The following is a 17,649-nucleotide window of genomic DNA, read 5'->3' on the forward strand; positions in this document are numbered from 1 at the left end:
AGACTATACTTAAAAACAAAGCAACACCGCTGTGAAACCCTTATAGAATAGGGCTTCCAGCGGTGTTTGAATTTTTTTACTGTCAAAGACGGGATTATACTACAAATTACAGTGAAAGAAAAGCCCCTTATTTCCATTTTATCAATTCCGACAGCACTTCCTCAAAGCATACCCCGTTCTGAACCGGAACATTTAACTCCTCCGATTTTAGAATACAGCGCTTTACAAACCGCGCCGCCTTCTTCGCCGCATCGGTCAGCGAAGCGCCTTTTACCGCCTCCGCCGCCACGATGGCCGAGAACACATCCCCTGTGCCCGGCCGTTCCCGTCCGACCCGCATCGAACGGCAGAACGCGCCTTCCTTCCCCCGCTCTGCGATGACATTGGTCAAATACGCACCTTCCTTTACTCCCGTTATGATGACTCCGGAAGGTCCCATCTCCCGGATCTCCTCCGCCATCGCTAAAAGCTCCGTCCTGTGCCAGCCTTCGTCCCGGTATTCCCGGCCCGTCAGAATGCATGCCTCGGTCAGATTCGGCGTGACGATATTGCCCAGGCACACCAGCTCCTTCATGCGGCTGCACATGGCCGGCGTGTAGGTCTGATACGCCTTTCCGTGGTCTCCCATGATCGGATCGATCACCACCAGCGTATCCTTTCCCTGAAACTGCCGGATCATGGACATGACAATCCCGATCTGTGCCTCCGAACCGAGAAAGCCGCTGAAAATGCCGTCGAACTCCAGCCCCAGTTCCGTCCATTTTTCTAAATAAAGCCCCATCTTATCCGTATAATCGTCAAAGAAATACACCGGAAATCCGGTGTGATTAGAGAAAATGGAGGTGGGAACCGGACAGCACTGAATCTTCAGCGCCGACAAAATGGGAATAGCCACTGTCAGCGAACAGCGGCCATATCCCGATAAATCATTGATTACTGCAATTTTTTTCTGATGTCTTTCTGATATCATATCCGTAAAATTCCTCCCATTCCCGACCGGAGAAGCGCGTTCCGCAGCGGCATGTAGATGACGACGGAAGCGATGGCCGACGTCACCGCGTTGATGGTGGTCGAGGTCACATTCCATACGAGCGCCAGCTCCGCGGCCGGTTTTCCCAGGATCAGCAGCTTGTAGTAGTATCCCACAAGCGGATCGAAAATAACATTGAAAAGCAGTCCGCCAACAGAAGCAATCAGGACCCATTTGAAAATGTGTTTCTGATCATGGGATTCATTGATCTTTCCTATTCTGTGAGCAAGGAAACCGGTGATCAGGCCGATACACAGCTTCAAAATAAAAGTCTTAGGCGCATAGACCACATACACCGGATCGAATAAGTCGCCGATCGTCATACCGATGGCTCCGCCCAGACCGCCGTATACGCCGCCCAGTAAAAGCGCTCCCAGTACACAGACCGCATTTCCTAAATGAATGGAAGTCGCGTCTCCTCCCGGAAGCGTAATTTTAAACTGCAGGAACGTGAAGACCACGTACGACATGGCCGCGAATAATCCGGTCATGGCAATTTTGCTGATTTTACTGTCTGTTCTGTTCATTTCTTTTTCCTCCCTTGATGCCAATGCTTTCTTGTCCCCTATCTTAGCATGAGGGTGGAGTGATATAAATATCCAGTTTTGTTTTTTTAGGCCATACCAGTTTAGTAATTACAGTTCACGGTACCACGGGCCTCCGCTTTCCGGTCTGCCCCGGCTGGCTCATGCGGCCTTTCCTGTGACTTTGCAGGGTATTAGCAATTCTTAACGCGCGGGATTTTTTGTTCAGGGGAAATGCCCACTTGTCTGAGCGCAGCGAGTTTGGGCATTTTCTCTGGTTTTTAGAAAAATTCTGCACGTTTAGAAGTGCTTATGCCCGAAACCGGAACTGGAAAGGCCGCATGAGCCAGCCGGGGCAGACCGGAAAGCGGAGGCCCGTGGTACCGTGAACTACAGCGCTTAGTCGTGAGACTCCACGCAGATCAGCACCCCATCCCGGAATGTGATAGCACCCGTCTCCGCCTCAAGCTCGTTGCTGATGCATAGACTGGTCCCGATCCGGATATCCCGGTTCGTCAGGGGATACTTGAAACCTTTCAGCGTAATCCCGTGTACCTCTTCTGTAAGGGGAAGGAATGAAATATATTTCCCCCAGACCTCGCCGGAGCGGTAAGTCTTTCCCTGGTCCAAAATGTAGAGCCGGTTCTTCTCATCGACGATGGAAGCCTTCACGCCTTTTTGCAGGCACGCGTACAGCAGATGAATATTGCCGATGGAGTGGTCCAGCCTGCCGCCGGTGGCGCCCAGGAGAACCATATCGCTGACGCCGGCCTCCATGGCGGTACGGAGAGCAAGCTCCGTATCGGTCTCATCCTTTTCCGGCTGGTGCTGTTCGAAGGTTATGCCCTCTATCGTCCGGTATTCCTCCAGAAGTTCGCCCTTCACCGTATCGAAATCACCGACAATGGCATCCGGCCTGATATCCAGCTGTTTTACAGCCTCCAGGCCGCCATCCACGGCGATCACCATATCAAATGTCCTGTCCTTTAAAAAAGCACCGGCGAATGCACAGTCTATGCTTCCGCCGGTGATAATAAGGCCCGTCATTCCTGTTCCTCAAATATCTTCAAAAATGCCTTCGTGTTCGCCGTCACATCCCCTTTAAAGATCGCGGAACCGGCGACAAAGACATTGGCCCCCGCCTCCATCAACTCCCGCACATTATCGCAGGTCACGCCGCCATCCACTTCAATATCCGTGGACAGCCCCCGCATGCCGCATTTTTTCCTTAAAGCACGGATCTTTTCCAGAGTATAGGGAATAAACTTCTGTCCGCCGAATCCCGGATTCACGGTCATGAGCAGCACCATGTCCACCTGATCGAGGATGCAGTCCAGCGCGTCGACAGGCGTAGCCGGATTCAGCACGACTCCGGCCTTCAAACCGGCCTCCTTAATCTGGTTCACCGTGCGGTCCAAATGGGTACACGCCTCCACATGAACGCTGATGATGTCGGCTCCCGCTTCTTTCATGGCATCGATATAACGGCCTGGCTCCCGGACCATCATATGGACATCAAATACCTTATCCGTACAGCTTCTCAAGCTGGCTATCACAGGCATGCCGAAGGATATGCTGGGAACGAAGTCTCCATCCATCACGTCGAGATGGATGTACTGTGCTCCCGCGTCCGCGGCCTCGCATACCTGCTGCTCCAAATGTTTAAAATCTGCTCCCAAGATGGAAGGTGCTAATAGGAACATATCAATATCTCCTTTTATCTTTTAATTCCTGGTACAAAAGCTTGTAATTGTCATAACGGCTTTCGCTTATCTTCCCCTGGTGCACGGCCTCCTTGACTCCGCAGACCGGCTCGCCCACATGGACGCAGCCTAAGAACTTACAGTCTTCCTCGTAAGCCGCAAATTCAGGAAAATAATCCTTTAAGTTTCCGCACTCCAGTTCCTCTAAGTACATGGAGCTGAAGCCCGGAGTGTCCATCATGTACGTGTCCTTCCCGATGGCAAACAGCTCGCTGTGCCTCGTCGTATGCTTTCCTCTCTGGATCTTCTCGCTGATCTTTCCAGTCTCCATGCCTGCCTCCGGAAAGAGGAGGTTGGTGATGGAAGATTTCCCGACACCCGAAGGGCCTGCCAGAACCGTTGTCTTTCCCTCTGTCAGCTCCCGAACCGCTTCCAGCCCGCTGTTTTCGTAGGTGCTTGTAAAGTAGACGGGATAGCCCGCCGAGGAATAGATATTCCCCAGACGGTCCCTCTCCTCGTCTCCCGTTAAATCCGTCTTATTAAAACAGATCTTCACGGGAACATCCTGCACCTCCATCATCACGAGGAAACGGTCCAGAAGGTTTAAATTGGGTTCCGGATGGGTGATGGAGAAGATCACCAGCGCCTGATCGATATTGGCCACAGCAGGACGGACCAGCTCATTTTTGCGTGGAAGGATCTTGTCAATGTTGCCTTCCTTCTCCGCCTCGCTTAACACGGTAAATTCCACATTATCCCCTACCAGAGGTTTGATCTTTTTATTGCGGAACACGCCCTTTGCCTTGCATTCATAGACGTCCGTTCCGTTATCCACATAATAAAAACCTGCAATTCCTTTTATAATTTTTCCTGTCATACAATAGCCCTTATGACTGTGGAATGGGGACAAACGTAACCGGATAGGAATTGATTACTTCTCCCGTGTCCACATTGACAATCTGCACTTCACCGCTGGTCACGCCATAGGCGCCCTCAATGTTCTTGAAGACGACCGGAAGCTGCTGGTCTCCCGTGATCGTCACCGGCCCCATCAGATCCCTGACTTCGTCTTTTCCGTTTACCGTCTGCTTCAGCTGGATCTTTATATTCAGCTGGGTGCTGGCGGATCCCGGTCCAATTAAATTCTGAAGCGGATACGATTTCTCGATGGATGCTAAGTACTTGTATTTGGCCTGTTCCGCCGATCCGCTGCTGACCACGTAGTCGATGGCCGTTCCTCCCTCTACCTGGGTACCCGGCGCAATGGTCTGACGAATGATGGTGCCTGCCGGCACCTCTTCCGAGGTTTCCTTCGTTACCGTTCCGGAAACCAGGCCCAGATCGGCCAGCATCTCCTCTCCGACCTCTTCCCCTTTGCCTGTAATATCAGGAACCGTTACCGGATTGGTCAGTGCCGGGCCTGTGCTGGCGATCACGCTGATCACGGCCCCTTCCTTTGCCTTATCCGGGCTGTAGCTGATGATCTTGCCGGACTCTACCGTATCGCTGCTCTGGTTCTGCAGATTCACGACAAAGCCTTTGCCCTCCAGAAGCGATTTGGCCGCCTCCGCTGTAAGGGAATCCAGGCCCAGGGTGGTTAAATCGATCTCCGGATGCTCCGGTCCGTTGCTGATGACCACGGATACAGCCGAGTACTTATCTACAATCTCTCCCGCTTTCGGAGTCTGGGTAATGACATCTCCCTTTTTCACGGTATCAGAGAACTCATAATCGCCGATCTTCATGTCCAGACCGCCGTTCTCACGAAGCTTCTGCCGCGCAATATCTTCCGCCAGTCCCTCGACCTCCGGCATGGTGGTCTGTTTATCGCCCAGAGTCGTCTCTTCCGGTATTGTAGTCTCCACAGTGGTCTCCGTCTCCCTGGGTGTTCCGGAACGGAACAGCCCGCCAAGTCTGGTAACCAGGAAAATAAGGACGATAACGATAAGAACCGCCACCACGATGCCCGCTGCCGTCAGAAGCTTTTCGATACCCGGATTGATCTCCTCATCCGGTTCCCGCCGCTTCGTTCTTCCCGACGGACCTCCGGTGCTTCCAGTATTCCGGCTGCTCCTGTGTTCCGGCTGGCGTTCCCGCACCGGTTCATTGCCATAGCGGCTGTTCCGGTTCTGCTGCGATTCCGGCTGACTCCTGCGGCCGGAGCCGGAACGGATCTGCTCCAGCTCCGGCGCTCCGATGATCACCGTCTGGGATGTATCCATGGACGGAGCCGACGCCTGCACAAAATTCTCATCGGGCGTCACAAGGGCGCGCCGCAAGTCGGCGATCACCTCCTGCATGCTCCCATACCGGTACTCCGGCTTCTTCTCCGTACATTTTAAAATGATGTTCTCAAAACCGACCGGAATCTCCTGATTGTAGTAGCTGGGCGGTGTGATCGGGTCTTCTAAGTGCGCCAGAGCCACCGTGACGGTGTTCTCCCCTTCAAAGGGCACCCGTCCGGCCGCCATCTCGTACATGGTGATACCCAGTGAATAGATATCACTGCGGGCGTCGCTGTATCCGCCTCTCGCCTGTTCCGGTGAGATGTAATGGACCGATCCCATAGCCGTAGCACTGAGCGTCTGAGTAGATGCGGCGCGGGCAATCCCGAAATCTGCAACCTTCACCTTTCCATCCCGCGCGATAATTATATTCTGCGGCTTGATATCCCGGTGAACGATTCCCTGCTCATGGGCGGCTGCGATACCCTGCGCCACCTGGATGGCGATCCCGATGGCCTCCTTGCTGTCGAGACAGCCCTTTTTCAGGATGTAATTCTTAAGAGTGATGCCCTCGATCAGCTCCATAACGATATAATGAAGAGTTCCCTCATCCACGACATCATATACGTTTACAATGTTCGGATGGGACAGTCTGGCCGCAGCCTGGGCTTCCATCTTAAACTTGCTCACAAATCCGCTGTCTGAACTGAATTCCTCCTTCAGTACCTTAATGGCAACCTGCCGTTTCAGCTTATGGCACAGAGCCTTGTACACATCTGACATCCCGCCGGAACCGATCTTATCCAGTATTTCATATCTGTCCTGTAAAAATGTCCCTGGTCTCAAAATCATAAGCTTACCTCCCTGCCAATCTGCGGATCAACGAGTACCACTGCTATATTGTCCTTACCGCCATTGTCATTGGCTACCGTGATCAACTTCTCCGCTTTTTCCTCCAGCTCCAGATCAGAGCCGACAATCTCCTCCATCTCCACGTCCTCCAGCATATTGCTGAGTCCGTCAGAACACATGAGAATAAAGTCGCCCGGCTCCAGTCCTACCTCGAAGAAATCGACCAACAGCTTATCTTCTGTCCCAACTGCTCTCGTAATGATATTCTTTTTATCCTTATAATCCTTGCTTCCGCGCTCCAGACGCCCCAGGGAAACCAGTTCCTCCACATAGGAATGATCTTTCGTCACCTGTCTGATCCTGTCTCTCACGAGATAGAGGCGGCTGTCTCCCACATTGGCCACATAAAGGGTATTCTCATCGGCCACCGCAGCCACCAGAGTCGTTCCCATACCGGAAAGTTCCGGTTTCTCCTTCGACTCCTGATATAACATGGTGTTGACCTTTAATATGCCCTCCCGCAGAAGCGGAACAATCTGGGAATTTTCCGTATACTGAAGATACGACACCAGATTCTCTACAATATATCTGGAGGCATAGTCTCCGGCCTGATGACCGCCCATCCCATCCGCAACCACGAATAAGTTCGGCAGGCTCCCGACCGGCTCCACGCTGGCATATACGTAATCCTGATTGGCCGTACGCACTCTTCCCGTATCCGTCAATGCACAAGCTTTCATAGCGTCTTCTCACTCCCTTTTTGTTCCTGACATAAAAAACTCTTTCTAAGCTGGCCGCAGGCACCATGAATGTCCCGGCCCATTTCCCTTCTTATAGTAACATTAATTCCATTTTTTTCAAGCAGATTTTTAAATGCCTCTATGGCCTTTCTGTCCGACTGCACGTAATCCCGTTCCTTGATGGGATTCACCGGAATTAAATTCACGTGGCCCTGCTGGTCCTTGATCAGGGCCGCCAGGGCCGCCGCTTCCTCCAGATTATCATTGACTCCGGAAACGAGACTGTACTCAAAGGTCAGCCGTCTTCCCGTCTTCTCAAAATATGTATGACAGGCTTCCAGCACATCGTTCAGCTTATAGCGGTTCGCCACAGGCATCAGAGTCTTTCTCACCTCATCATCAGGCGCGTGGAGCGAGAGGGCCAGGGTGATGGCGAGCCCCTCATCAGCCAGCTTAAGGATTCCCGGAACAATGCCGCAGGTGGACAGTGTAATGTTTCGCTGGCTGATGTTCAGCCCATGCTCATCCGTCAGCAGGCGGATAAACTTCACCACATTATCATAGTTATCCATAGGCTCTCCCGAACCCATAATCACCACATTGGAGATCCGCTCCCCTGTGAGATACTGAATCCGGTAGATCTGGTCCAGCATCTCCGCCGGCCTTAAATTCCGTTCCAGGCCATCCAGAGTGGAGGCGCAGAACCGGCAGCCCATACGGCAGCCGACCTGGGAGGAAATACATACGGAATTGCCGTGTTTATACCTCATTAAGACACTCTCGATAATATTGCCGTCTGAAAGGCCGAATAAATACTTTCTGGTCCCGTCAATGGCGGATATTTTCTCGTCCACAGTCTGAAGCGACGTATAGTCACACGTCTCCTTTAGCCGTTCTTTGAGGGACTTCGGAAGATTGGTCATCTCCTCGTATCCGGGGGCCAGCTTTTTGTGCATCCACTCGTAGAGCTGTTTTGCCCGGAACGCCTTCTCGCCGGAGGCTGTGATAAACGCCGTAAGTTCTTCTAAATTCAGAGATTTAATATCTGTCTTTTCCATTATCCTTATTTTTTCTGAAATGCCGCGATGAAAAATCCGTCACACGGGTGGATTCCCGGTAAGAGCTGGATATTCCCGGACCTCAAAGAGGCCGCACTCAGTGTTTCTCCTAACTTTCCTTCTAAATTCATGGCGTCAAACGGATAATTCTCCAGAAACCACGCCGCATTCTCTTCATTTTCTTGACCGTCGATGGTACAGGTGCTGTAAATCAGCTTTCCTCCTGGCTTCACGTAAGACTGAACCACAGAGAGGATCTCCCGCTGCAGAGCCGCCAGCTCCTCCATCTGTTCCATCGTCATCCGGTACTTGATATCCGGTTTCCTGCCTATGATTCCAAGCCCGGAGCACGGCAGATCGGCCAGAACAATGTCTGCCCTGCCTTCCCACGCCGGATCAGGCACAAGAGCGTCGTGCACCTCGGCACGGATGTTGGTAAAGCCCGACCGGGCGATATTATCTTCGATAAGGGCCACCTTCTGCTCCGTCAAATCACGGACGGTTACCATTCCGGTTCCCTTCAGTTTATCCGCGATATGAAGGCTCTTTCCGCCGGGTGCGCCGCAGACATCGAGGCAGAGATCGCCTTCCTTCGGGTCCGCGATCTCTCCCACAAAGCTGGAGCTCATATCCTGAACTGAAATCAGGCCTTCAGCAAACGCGTCAAGGCTCTCTAAATAATCGTACTTCGACAAATAGAGAACCGCTGCAGACAGCGGCGTCTCCTCCACCGTAACCCCCTGGTTTTTCAGGCTTTCCATGATCTCCTGCTTCGTAGCCCGGTTCAAATTGCAGCGAACCGCCGTCCTGCTGGGCTTTAAGAAGGCTTTTACCATGGAAACCGCCGTTTCCTCTCCGTATGTATCCTTCCACATATCCAGAATCCAGGAAGGCATGGAGTATCGGACAGAATCATCCGGCCATTTCAGTTGTTCTTTATTTCTGGAAATATTGCGCAGAACGCCGTTGACAAAGCCCTTTAATCCGGTGAATTTCCGTTTCTGCGCCAGCTTTACCGCCTCGTTGCAGACAGCGGAGTCCGGCACACGGTCCATATAGAGAATCTGATAAACGGACATCCGCAGCAGAGTGCGGATGACCGGTTTCATCTTTTTTACTTTTACGCTGGAGTAAGAATTAATGACGTAATCCAGCTGAAGGGTGTATTCCACAGTACCTTCCACAGTGCGGGAGATAAAGGCCCGCTCCTGTTTGTCAAGATACTGGTATTTGCTCAGCGCCTGGCCCAGCACGATATGACTGTAACCGCCCTTTTCCAGGATCTCGAGCAGTATATCCAGGATGATTTCCCGGCTGCTGTTTCCGTTAGTCATTGTCTCTGCGTCCTCCAAATAGAATCACGAGACGGAGCAGCTGGAGCACGGAAGCAGCCAGCGCAGCCACATACGTGAGCGCCGCGGCGCCCAGCACCTTTCTCGTCTGATTTACTTCCTGGCCGCCAAGTATACCGACCTGGTCGAGCAGCGTGATCGCTCTCCTGGAGGCATTGAGCTCCACAGGAAGGGTGATGAGCTGGAAAATAACGGCCAGCGAAAAGAGAATAAGGCCGATATTCACGAGAGGCGATCCCATACCGCCGATCAGCGCACCGATAATAATAAGCGGAAACGCCGCCTGGGAGCCGATATTGGCCACCGGAACGATCGCTCCGCGCAGCTTTAGGGGAACGTATCCCACGTTGTCCTGCATGGCATGGCCGCACTCGTGAGCCGCCACGCCGATTGCCGCCACAGAGGTGGAATGGAATACCGACTCCGATAAATTGACGGTCTTCGTCCTCGGATCGTAGTGGTCTGTCAGCTGTCCCTTTACGGGACGGACGGTCACATCGTAGATACCCTGGGAGTTTAAGAGGCGCTTTGCCGCGTCCTCCCCTGTCATTCCCGTCATGCTCCTGACCTTTGAATATTTGTTGAATGTGCTGTTCACCTTTGCGGAGGCTGCCATAGACAGCACCGCACCTATAATTACAAGAATCCATGTGGGATCGAAATAATATCCCATTAAGCCGCCATAATACATGAATCAGATACTCCTTTCGAAAACGGTTCCTTCTGCAATCTGGTATCCGCGCAGAAACGCGCCGGTATCCATACGCTTCTTTCCCTGAAGCTGCAGTTCCTTCACCGCAAGTATTCCTTTTCCTGTCTTTACATACAGACAGTCTTTTCCTGTTTTCACAACCTGACCACAGGCTCCCTCATACTCTTCTTCCAGTGCATCGGCCTCCCAGAGCTTGATCGTCTTTCCTTCCCAGCTCGTGTAAGCGCTGGGCCACGGGTTTAATCCGCGGATCAGACGCTCGATGGAAGCCGCATCCTGATTCCAGTCAATATCTCCCATGGATTTCTTAAGCATTCCAAAGTAAGTCATCTTTTCTTCGTCCTGCACAGTCCGCACGGCGGTTCCGTCTTCCAGCTTCTTCAGCGTTTTTATAATCAGACGTCCTCCAATCGCGCTCAGCTTATCGTGGAGGCTTCCGCCCGTCTCTTTCTCATCGAGAGCAACGGACTCCTGATCCAGGATATCTCCCGTATCCAGTGTCGGCGCCATCATCATGGTGGTGATTCCGCTGACGGATTCCCCGTTGATCACCGCGAACTGAATCGGAGCTGCGCCGCGGTACTTGGGAAGCAGGGAGGCGTGGATGTTCACACAGCCATATTGGGGAATATCGAGGAGGGTCTTTGGAAGAAGCTGGCCGAAGGCCGCCACAACCATGGCGTCTGGATTCATCTCCTTAAGGAGGCTTACGAATTCCGGATCTCTTGCCTTCACCGGCTGGTAAACGGGAATTCCATACTCTAAAGCCTTTTCTTTAACGGGAGTCATCTGGACTAATTTCCCACGTCCTTTTGGCTTATCCGGCTGGGTCACCACCGCAATCACATCATGGCCCGCTTCCACCAGCGCCGTTAAGGCCGGCACGGAAAAGTCGGGCGTTCCCATAAATACGATCCGCATTCTACTCTTCACCTTCCTCTGTCTCATCTTCTTCCTGGTCCACATCGGTCAGCTCGCCTTCCACCTTATCGACGAAGAGATCGCCGCTTAAATGGTCGCATTCGTGGCAGATGGCACGCGCCAGGAGTCCTTCTCCAACCAGTTCGAATTCGTTCATCTCACAGTCATATGCTTTTACTTTTACGTGGTCGGGGCGGGTGACGACACCGGATTTGCCCGGTACGCTTAGGCAGCCTTCGCTGCCTGTCTGGCTTCCGCTCGTCTCGATGATGGTTGGATTGATAAGTACGTACTGGTTGCCGTCTTCTACATCGATTACCACGATCTGCTTCAGCACGCCTACCTGGGGGGCTGCAAGGCCTACGCCACAGGCTTCGTACATGGTTTCGAACATGTCGTCGATTAAGTCCTGGATGCGCGGTGTTAATTCTTTTACCGGCTTGCAGTGTTTTCTTAAGATGTCGTCTCCGATTGTTCTTATTTTTCTGATTGCCATTGTTGTTTATCCTCTCATTTCTTAAAGTTTGATTGTGCATCCCATCACTCCGCAGTGCACCACCTCACGTCCGCTGCGCTCCCGTTCGGTGACGGGCTTCGCCCTATAAAAAGTGTCACTAAGATATTTTCTTATGTGCTGGCACAACGAAAATATCTTAATGCCACTTTTTGCACTGCTCATGAAAAATCATACTGTACCACAATCCCTTTAAATATCTCTGACTTCTCCTGTTGGAAGCAGTCGATACTATCCCTGATTTTAATTAGTATATCATAATTTTCCTGTTTCAAATATAAAATTTTTCTATATATATCATTAATTTTGTAAACGGAGGCGTCTACAGGCCCTATCATCTGGACTTTTTCCTCGTCGGCCTGGGGCGTTATATGGGCTGCGAGGCGGTCCGCTGCCTCCACCAACGCTGCCTCTGATTTCGATGCCATCTGCACGGTGAACAGCACATTGACCGGCGGATACTTCATCAGACGGCGATAGGCCATCTCCTGACGGTAAAAGTTTTCATAATCCTGCCCTGCGGCCGTGACAATGCTGTAGTGCTCCGGATTGTACGTCTGAATAATGACATCACCATGCCTCGCGTCACGCCCTGCACGGCCTGCGGCCTGGGTGAGCAGCTGAAAGGTCCGCTCGGCAGCCCGGTAATCCGGTGTGTACAGCGATAAATCAGCCGCCAGCACTCCCACCAGGGTGACATCGGGAAAGTCGTGGCCCTTTACGATCATCTGGGTTCCGATCAGAATATCTGCCTCCCCTTCCGCAAATGCCGACAGGATTTCCTCATGGCCGCCCTTTTTTGAGGTCGTATCGAGATCCATGCGCAAGACCCTGGCCTGCGGAAACATCTTCTTTGTCATCATCTCAATTTTCTGGGTCCCTACTCCGAAATTGGCGATGTAAGGAGAACCGCAGCTGGGGCATTGATCCGGCATGGGAATCGAATAGCCGCAGTAATGGCACACCAGACGGTTATCCTTATGAAGCGTCAGCGTCACATCACAGTGGGGACACTTGATGGCCTCCCCACAGGAACGGCAGGACACAAAGTTTGCATAGCCCCTCCTGTTGATGAACATCATGATCTGTTCCTTCTTCTCCAGGCGGTCACCGATCATCTGCTGAAGCTGTCTGCTGAAAATGGACTTATTCCCGTCCTTTAACTCCTCCCGCAGATCCACGACGGCCACATCGGCCAGCCTGCTGTCCGCCTTGGCTCTGGTATGCAGACTGAACAGCCGGTATTCACCGCGGAGCGCCTTCGTGTACGCCTCCAGAGAGGGTGTCGCCGATCCCAGAACCACGGAAGCGTTCTGCATCTGCGCCCGTTTCACCGCCACCTCCCTCGCATGGTACCGCGGCACTACCTCGCTCTTATAGGCGCCTTCATGCTCTTCGTCTATGATAATCAATCCCAGCCTGGAAAACGGGGTAAACAGCGCGGAGCGCGGACCAATCATAATATCGATATCGCCGCCTCTGGCCCGCTCAAACTGATCGTACCGTTCCCCTGCCGACAATCTGGAATTGATGATGGAAACCCGGTTTCCGAACCGGCCGTAGAATCGCATGACCGTCTGGTAGGTAAGCGCGATCTCGGGGATCAGGACGATAACCTGCATTCCCTCACTTATGACTCTGGAAATCATCTCCATATAGACCTCGGTCTTGCCGCTTCCGGTGATGCCGTGGATCAGATACGTCTCCCGTTTTCCCGCTTCATAGTCCTCACAGAATACATCTACAACCGCCTGCTGCTCCCCGTTTAAGTCCACAGCCTTCACTCTGCCGCCCGCGTCCTTTACGGGGTTCCGGAAGATTTCCTCCGATTCCAACGCCACATAGCCTTTTTCAATCACCGGTTTTATGGTTGCCGCCGATAAGTTCATCTGGCCTGACGCCACCTCATACGGGATCACAGGGTTCTCCTTCAATGCCTTGAAGAGCCGCACTCTCGCTTTATAGCTCTTTTTCTCTGCCTCCGCCGTCACCGCCTCCAGCTGTTCTTCCGGGATCAGGAGGCGCAGGACCTTCTTCTCCTTCGGCTTCACCTTCTGCTTTACCGGGAGCACCGTCTTTAATGCCTGATTCATGGTGGAACCGTACTGCTCCTTCAGCCACCACGCCAGCATAATCAGCTGCGATTCCGCAGAAACACTGCCTTCCACGATTCCGGCGATCTCTTTTATCTTATCCGCATCATAATCCGCGTGGTCCGTCATGCCGACCACATAGCCCTTCCTAAGAGAATTTCCCTTTCCAAACGGAATCTTCACCAGAACGCCTACGGAAATCCGGTCCTCTAGCTGGGGCGGGATTCTGTAATCGAAGGTGCGGTCCACTTTCTCATGAGAAATATCGATGATGATCTGGGCAAATCGTTTTGTCATTGCGTCAACTTCCTGTCTTCTTAATTTTGGCAGCAGTTCAGACGGCGAATATCTGAACTGTTGCCACGCTTGTATTGATTCAGCCATGCGGCAGTCTGCACATCCGAATCGCTGCCGTTTCGAAATGAAATGACCCGACTTCGGCGCATCATAGCGAAGCAAGTCGGGTTTGTTCGTTACTAATTATAGGATTCCAAGGAAGAAAAGTCAACGCCGGATTACCCTTCCATCTCCCCATAAAAGTCCAGAAGCCGATAAATCCAGGTATCAAGGCCGGAAAAATGATATCCTGCGCCTTCCGCCTTCTCCGTATTAATGGAAAATCCCGGGAATCCATTGTAAGGGGCTTCTTCCCCATACGGGGACAGGACTGCCTTCTTCCCCGTCTTTTCTTCCATATAGCGGATGATCTCTCCGACGGTGATCGTCCCCGACGCAGCCGCATTCACAGGGCCTTCTAAGGATGAATCGGCCAGAAACGCCAGGAACCGGCCGCATTCCTCCGCGGAAATGAAGCTTACGGGACAGTTTTCATTTTCCACCTGCATGGCAATCTCCTTCGCCGTATGGGCAGCGTAAAACCGGAGACGTTCCGTGTAATCATCCCTTCCAAGAACCACGGGGAAACGCACCATTACGGACTCCTGTTCCGGAAATGCCTGCACCAGAGCCGCTTCCGCCTGCCTCTTTCCCGTTCCGTAATCGAATGCACTCCGCCCACCCCAGATGAGTGTTTCCTGGTACGGATCATAATCCTTCTCTCTCGTATTTTCCTTCAGTTCATAAACCGAGATGGAGGAAACCATGATATACCGCCTGCACCGGACTGTCTCAAGCGCAGTTTTCACGTCATTGGAGCAGTAGGCCAGATCATCATATGCCACATCGAATTCTCTGCCGGAAAATGCGGCGCGCATGGATTCCTCCCGGATGCGGTCCACCCGGATTTCTTCCACTGGGGCGATAAAACGCGGTTTTGCATTTCCCCGGGTAGCCACGGCAACCTCATGCCCCTGTAAAAGCAATGTATTCACCAGATGAACTCCGAAAAAACGTGTGCCGCCAAGAACCAGTATCTTCATAATTTCATGTTTCCCTTCTTAGCCGCAGATATCTTCGTAAAGGTTATCATAGCGGCGATGAACTGGCAGCTTTTCTCCGATATTCCACAAAAATCTGCCTTCCAGCGAGTAAGCATCTATGTTGTCTTCTTCCCGATCCATAAGAACAAGAACTTCCTCTTCCAGCCGCCGCATATCCAGCGCCTCCCCTTTGATTTCAAACGAAAAAGCACTGCTGCTGTCCCCGCTTTCCAGAAACTGCGGCTCCAGCCGGATTCTGGAATGGTCCGGCTCTTTTGCCGGTTCGATGCGGTATAAGTATTTGGAATCCGAATACTCCCTCGATTCACTGATCTCAATGATACGGCTGATCTGGTAGTCGTACTCCCAGTGAGGACGCGCAAACCAGCGGTTCAGCAGTTCGATGTACCGCTCGGCGCACTGTGCGAAAAACGCCCAGTCCACAGCCGGCGCCAGCCACTCCAAAGCCTTTCCGAACCACAGTCTGCGGTAGTCGTACCGGCAGTGGTACTTCCAGATCGCCTCTTCCTGCTCTGAGACCTTCACTACCCATTCATACGCCTTTTTTTCTATTATCAAAGCCAGAAAGCGGTTTTTCGCCGCCTCCGCCTCTTCCTCCAGGATCGTGATGGAGCTGGAACCCCGGTCGCCGCTGGAAACCATAAAGTATCCGTAGTCCCGGTGGTATCCGCAGGCCTGCCGGTACGGCTCAGACTCAGTGTAAGTCTCCGCCTTTGCCCCGCATCCGGAAGCGTCCAGTTCCTGGTTCAGCAGTTCTAAGAAGGAGGCCCAGATCTTCTGCTCCTCCGAGCGCCCCTTCCTCTGTTTTTTTACGGAAAATGCAGAATCATACAGCAGTTCTGCAAGTGTCTGTTCTTCCATCTCTTCCTTCCCAGCCTGTCATTATTATTTTCGCGGTCAGTGAGCCGGGCGGGCATGCCGGCATGTCCATCCGGCGGCTGCCGCGGTCAGCAGCCCAGCAGCCCCAGCACCGCTTCCGCAGGCATCAGATCGGCAAATCGGCCGGCCCAGATTTTCTCTTCATAAAACCTCACAGTCGCTTCCCCGGACATGAACTCGTTGTCATACGTGGTCGTGGCGCCTGTCGGTATCACCACGCCGTACCCCAGTTCGAAAGCGGCCTTACAGGTGGCATCGATGCAGTATTCCGTCTGCATACCCATGAGAATCAGGTCGGTAATCTGTTTTTCCTTTAAATACTCCTCCAGATCAGTCTCCAGGAACGCACTGTTGAAGCTCTTATCAAAAATCCGTTCTCCCGTTTTCGGTTCCACCGCCTCATGAATCTTCCAGCCTTCCGTTCCGCTCTCCAGCTCGTCTCCTGCACCGCCGTCGTGTCTGACATAGATAATTTCAGTTCCGGCCTTCCGCGCGCTATCCGCCAGATTCTCCAGTTCCTGTAAAAACTCCTCTTCCCTGTATGGATGTGCCTCCACCAGTGCTTTCTGTACATCAACAATCAATACGGCCATTTTCCCCATATTATTTTCTCCTTTCCTGTGTCTCAGAATTTATTTCCGCGAGCAACGAGCCAAACGGACACGCTGGCGCGTCCATTTGGCGACTCCCGCCCAGAAGCTCCATCTCGTCCCGCTTCGCAGTGAATCCGAAGGCTTCATACAGCGGCCGTCCCGCAGCAGTAGCTTCCAGCGTGACAACATCAATCTGTCTCATCTCTGCTTCCGACGTCAGCAGCTCCAGCACCCTGTACGCGATTCCCCGCCGTCTGTAGTCCGGACGGGTGTACATGTTCATAATATATGCCTTTTTCCCGGAAGGATTATGGTAAGTGGGCATCACCTGGAAGAAGCTGACGGCTCCCGTTCCAACCACTTCTTCCCCGTCAAAGACCAGCCATGCGGCGTGACTGTCTTCCGGAAAACACGTCTCGTAATAGCGGCGTGATTCCAGCTCTGTCCGGGACAGATCCACGTCTTCCTCAAGGCCGTTGGCGGCGCGCAGCACCTCCAGCCGCAGCCTGGTCAGAAGCTCTCTGTCATGGCTTCCCGCCCTTCTGTACAGAAGACTTTCCTTCTTTTCTGCACAGATCATCTTTTTCCCAGCGGCCTGACGCAGATGTTGAAAAAGCAATGGCTGAATCTCCGGATAGGTCCAGTTATCCGGCGGCTTCTCGAAACACTCAATTTTTTCCATCTCAAACGCGGGAGGAAGCTGGTCAAAACGGCTGATCTCCGCATAAAACAGCATTCCCAAGGATTCCGCCTGCTTCTCTCCGGACTGTGCCTGGTCAGTCACAGAATGCACAGAAACCGGAACCATCCGGTACTCCGCGGCTCCCGTTTCCTCGTACAGCTCCCGCACCGCTGCGGCTTCTATCGTCTCTCCCGCTTCCCGGTGTCCGCCGGGGAACTCCCATGTGCTGCGCTCTTTATGCTTGCAGAGTACCCACCGGCCCTGATATTTTGCAGCGATCACTGCAAAATGAAGCAGCTCGTCATCTGCCTTTTCATAAAATGCCACCTGTTTCATAAAATGCCGCCTTTTATCAGATTTTTCTCTGCCAG

Annotated in this window: 17 protein-coding genes; all 17 read right to left on the reverse strand. The window is 52.6% G+C overall.

All coding sequences use genetic code 11. From position 1 onward, the window contains the following. Nucleotides 1–127: 127 nt before the first annotated feature. Nucleotides 128–967 (reverse strand): pyridoxamine kinase, encoded by an 840-nt coding sequence (locus tag DFR60_RS18065; protein WP_243005125.1) that lies wholly within the window; start codon nucleotides 965–967, stop codon nucleotides 128–130. Then, nucleotides 967–1,557: an ECF transporter S component gene (locus tag DFR60_RS18070; RefSeq protein ID WP_002603946.1), complete on the reverse strand. Its 591-nt coding sequence runs from the start codon at nucleotides 1,555–1,557 to the stop codon at nucleotides 967–969. Before DFR60_RS18070 ends, DFR60_RS18065 begins: the two co-directional genes overlap by 1 nt. A gap of 396 nt (nucleotides 1,558–1,953) precedes the next feature. Continuing rightward, complete coding sequence (locus DFR60_RS18075; protein ID WP_110324158.1) at nucleotides 1,954–2,601, reverse strand: thiamine diphosphokinase; 648 nt, start codon at nucleotides 2,599–2,601, stop codon at nucleotides 1,954–1,956. Continuing rightward, nucleotides 2,598–3,257: a ribulose-phosphate 3-epimerase gene (rpe, locus tag DFR60_RS18080; RefSeq protein WP_110324159.1), complete on the reverse strand. Its 660-nt coding sequence runs from the start codon at nucleotides 3,255–3,257 to the stop codon at nucleotides 2,598–2,600. The genes DFR60_RS18075 and rpe overlap by 4 nt, the downstream gene beginning before the upstream one ends. A gap of 1 nt (nucleotide 3,258) precedes the next feature. Next, on the reverse strand, nucleotides 3,259–4,134 hold the full coding sequence (rsgA, locus tag DFR60_RS18085) for a ribosome small subunit-dependent GTPase A (protein ID WP_110324160.1): 876 nt from the start codon (nucleotides 4,132–4,134) through the stop codon (nucleotides 3,259–3,261). Between the two features lie 10 nt (nucleotides 4,135–4,144). Beyond that, nucleotides 4,145–6,334 (reverse strand): Stk1 family PASTA domain-containing Ser/Thr kinase, encoded by a 2,190-nt coding sequence (gene pknB, locus DFR60_RS18090; protein ID WP_110324161.1) that lies wholly within the window; start codon nucleotides 6,332–6,334, stop codon nucleotides 4,145–4,147. Continuing rightward, on the reverse strand, nucleotides 6,331–7,074 hold the full coding sequence (locus DFR60_RS18095; RefSeq protein WP_110324162.1) for a Stp1/IreP family PP2C-type Ser/Thr phosphatase: 744 nt from the start codon (nucleotides 7,072–7,074) through the stop codon (nucleotides 6,331–6,333). Before DFR60_RS18095 ends, pknB begins: the two co-directional genes overlap by 4 nt. Continuing rightward, nucleotides 7,071–8,132 carry a dual-specificity RNA methyltransferase RlmN gene (rlmN, locus tag DFR60_RS18100; RefSeq protein WP_029466339.1) on the reverse strand — a complete coding sequence of 354 codons (1,062 nt, stop codon included), beginning with the start codon at nucleotides 8,130–8,132 and terminating at the stop codon, nucleotides 7,071–7,073. Before rlmN ends, DFR60_RS18095 begins: the two co-directional genes overlap by 4 nt. A 5-nt stretch (nucleotides 8,133–8,137) precedes the next feature. After that, nucleotides 8,138–9,466 (reverse strand): 16S rRNA (cytosine(967)-C(5))-methyltransferase RsmB, encoded by a 1,329-nt coding sequence (gene rsmB, locus DFR60_RS18105; protein WP_110324163.1) that lies wholly within the window; start codon nucleotides 9,464–9,466, stop codon nucleotides 8,138–8,140. Continuing rightward, complete coding sequence (locus DFR60_RS18110; protein ID WP_110324164.1) at nucleotides 9,459–10,175, reverse strand: zinc metallopeptidase; 717 nt, start codon at nucleotides 10,173–10,175, stop codon at nucleotides 9,459–9,461. Before DFR60_RS18110 ends, rsmB begins: the two co-directional genes overlap by 8 nt. 3 nt (nucleotides 10,176–10,178) lie before the next feature. Beyond that, nucleotides 10,179–11,117, reverse strand: a complete 939-nt coding sequence (fmt, locus tag DFR60_RS18115) for a methionyl-tRNA formyltransferase (protein WP_167437653.1) — start codon at nucleotides 11,115–11,117, stop codon at nucleotides 10,179–10,181. A gap of 1 nt (nucleotide 11,118) precedes the next feature. After that, nucleotides 11,119–11,613 (reverse strand): peptide deformylase, encoded by a 495-nt coding sequence (gene def, locus DFR60_RS18120; RefSeq protein ID WP_110324165.1) that lies wholly within the window; start codon nucleotides 11,611–11,613, stop codon nucleotides 11,119–11,121. A 179-nt stretch (nucleotides 11,614–11,792) separates the two neighbouring features. Beyond that, the gene (gene priA / locus DFR60_RS18125) at nucleotides 11,793–14,021 is read right to left on the reverse strand and encodes a replication restart helicase PriA (RefSeq protein ID WP_110324166.1); all 2,229 of its coding nucleotides are present in this window, start codon (nucleotides 14,019–14,021) and stop codon (nucleotides 11,793–11,795) included. A 218-nt stretch (nucleotides 14,022–14,239) separates the two neighbouring features. Beyond that, on the reverse strand, nucleotides 14,240–15,103 hold the full coding sequence (locus DFR60_RS18130) for an NAD-dependent epimerase/dehydratase family protein (protein ID WP_110324167.1): 864 nt from the start codon (nucleotides 15,101–15,103) through the stop codon (nucleotides 14,240–14,242). A gap of 18 nt (nucleotides 15,104–15,121) precedes the next feature. Then, nucleotides 15,122–15,985, reverse strand: coding sequence for a cytosolic protein (locus tag DFR60_RS18135; protein WP_110324168.1), 864 nt, complete (start codon nucleotides 15,983–15,985; stop codon nucleotides 15,122–15,124). An 86-nt stretch (nucleotides 15,986–16,071) separates the two neighbouring features. Continuing rightward, nucleotides 16,072–16,605, reverse strand: a complete 534-nt coding sequence (locus tag DFR60_RS18140) for a cysteine hydrolase family protein (RefSeq protein WP_055652858.1) — start codon at nucleotides 16,603–16,605, stop codon at nucleotides 16,072–16,074. Between the two features lies 1 nt (nucleotide 16,606). After that, the gene (locus tag DFR60_RS31275) at nucleotides 16,607–17,614 is read right to left on the reverse strand and encodes a GNAT family N-acetyltransferase (RefSeq protein ID WP_341457973.1); all 1,008 of its coding nucleotides are present in this window, start codon (nucleotides 17,612–17,614) and stop codon (nucleotides 16,607–16,609) included. Nucleotides 17,615–17,649: the final 35 nt, after the last annotated feature.

The organism is Hungatella effluvii (assembly GCF_003201875.1).
GTDB lineage: Bacteria > Bacillota > Clostridia > Lachnospirales > Lachnospiraceae > Hungatella > Hungatella effluvii.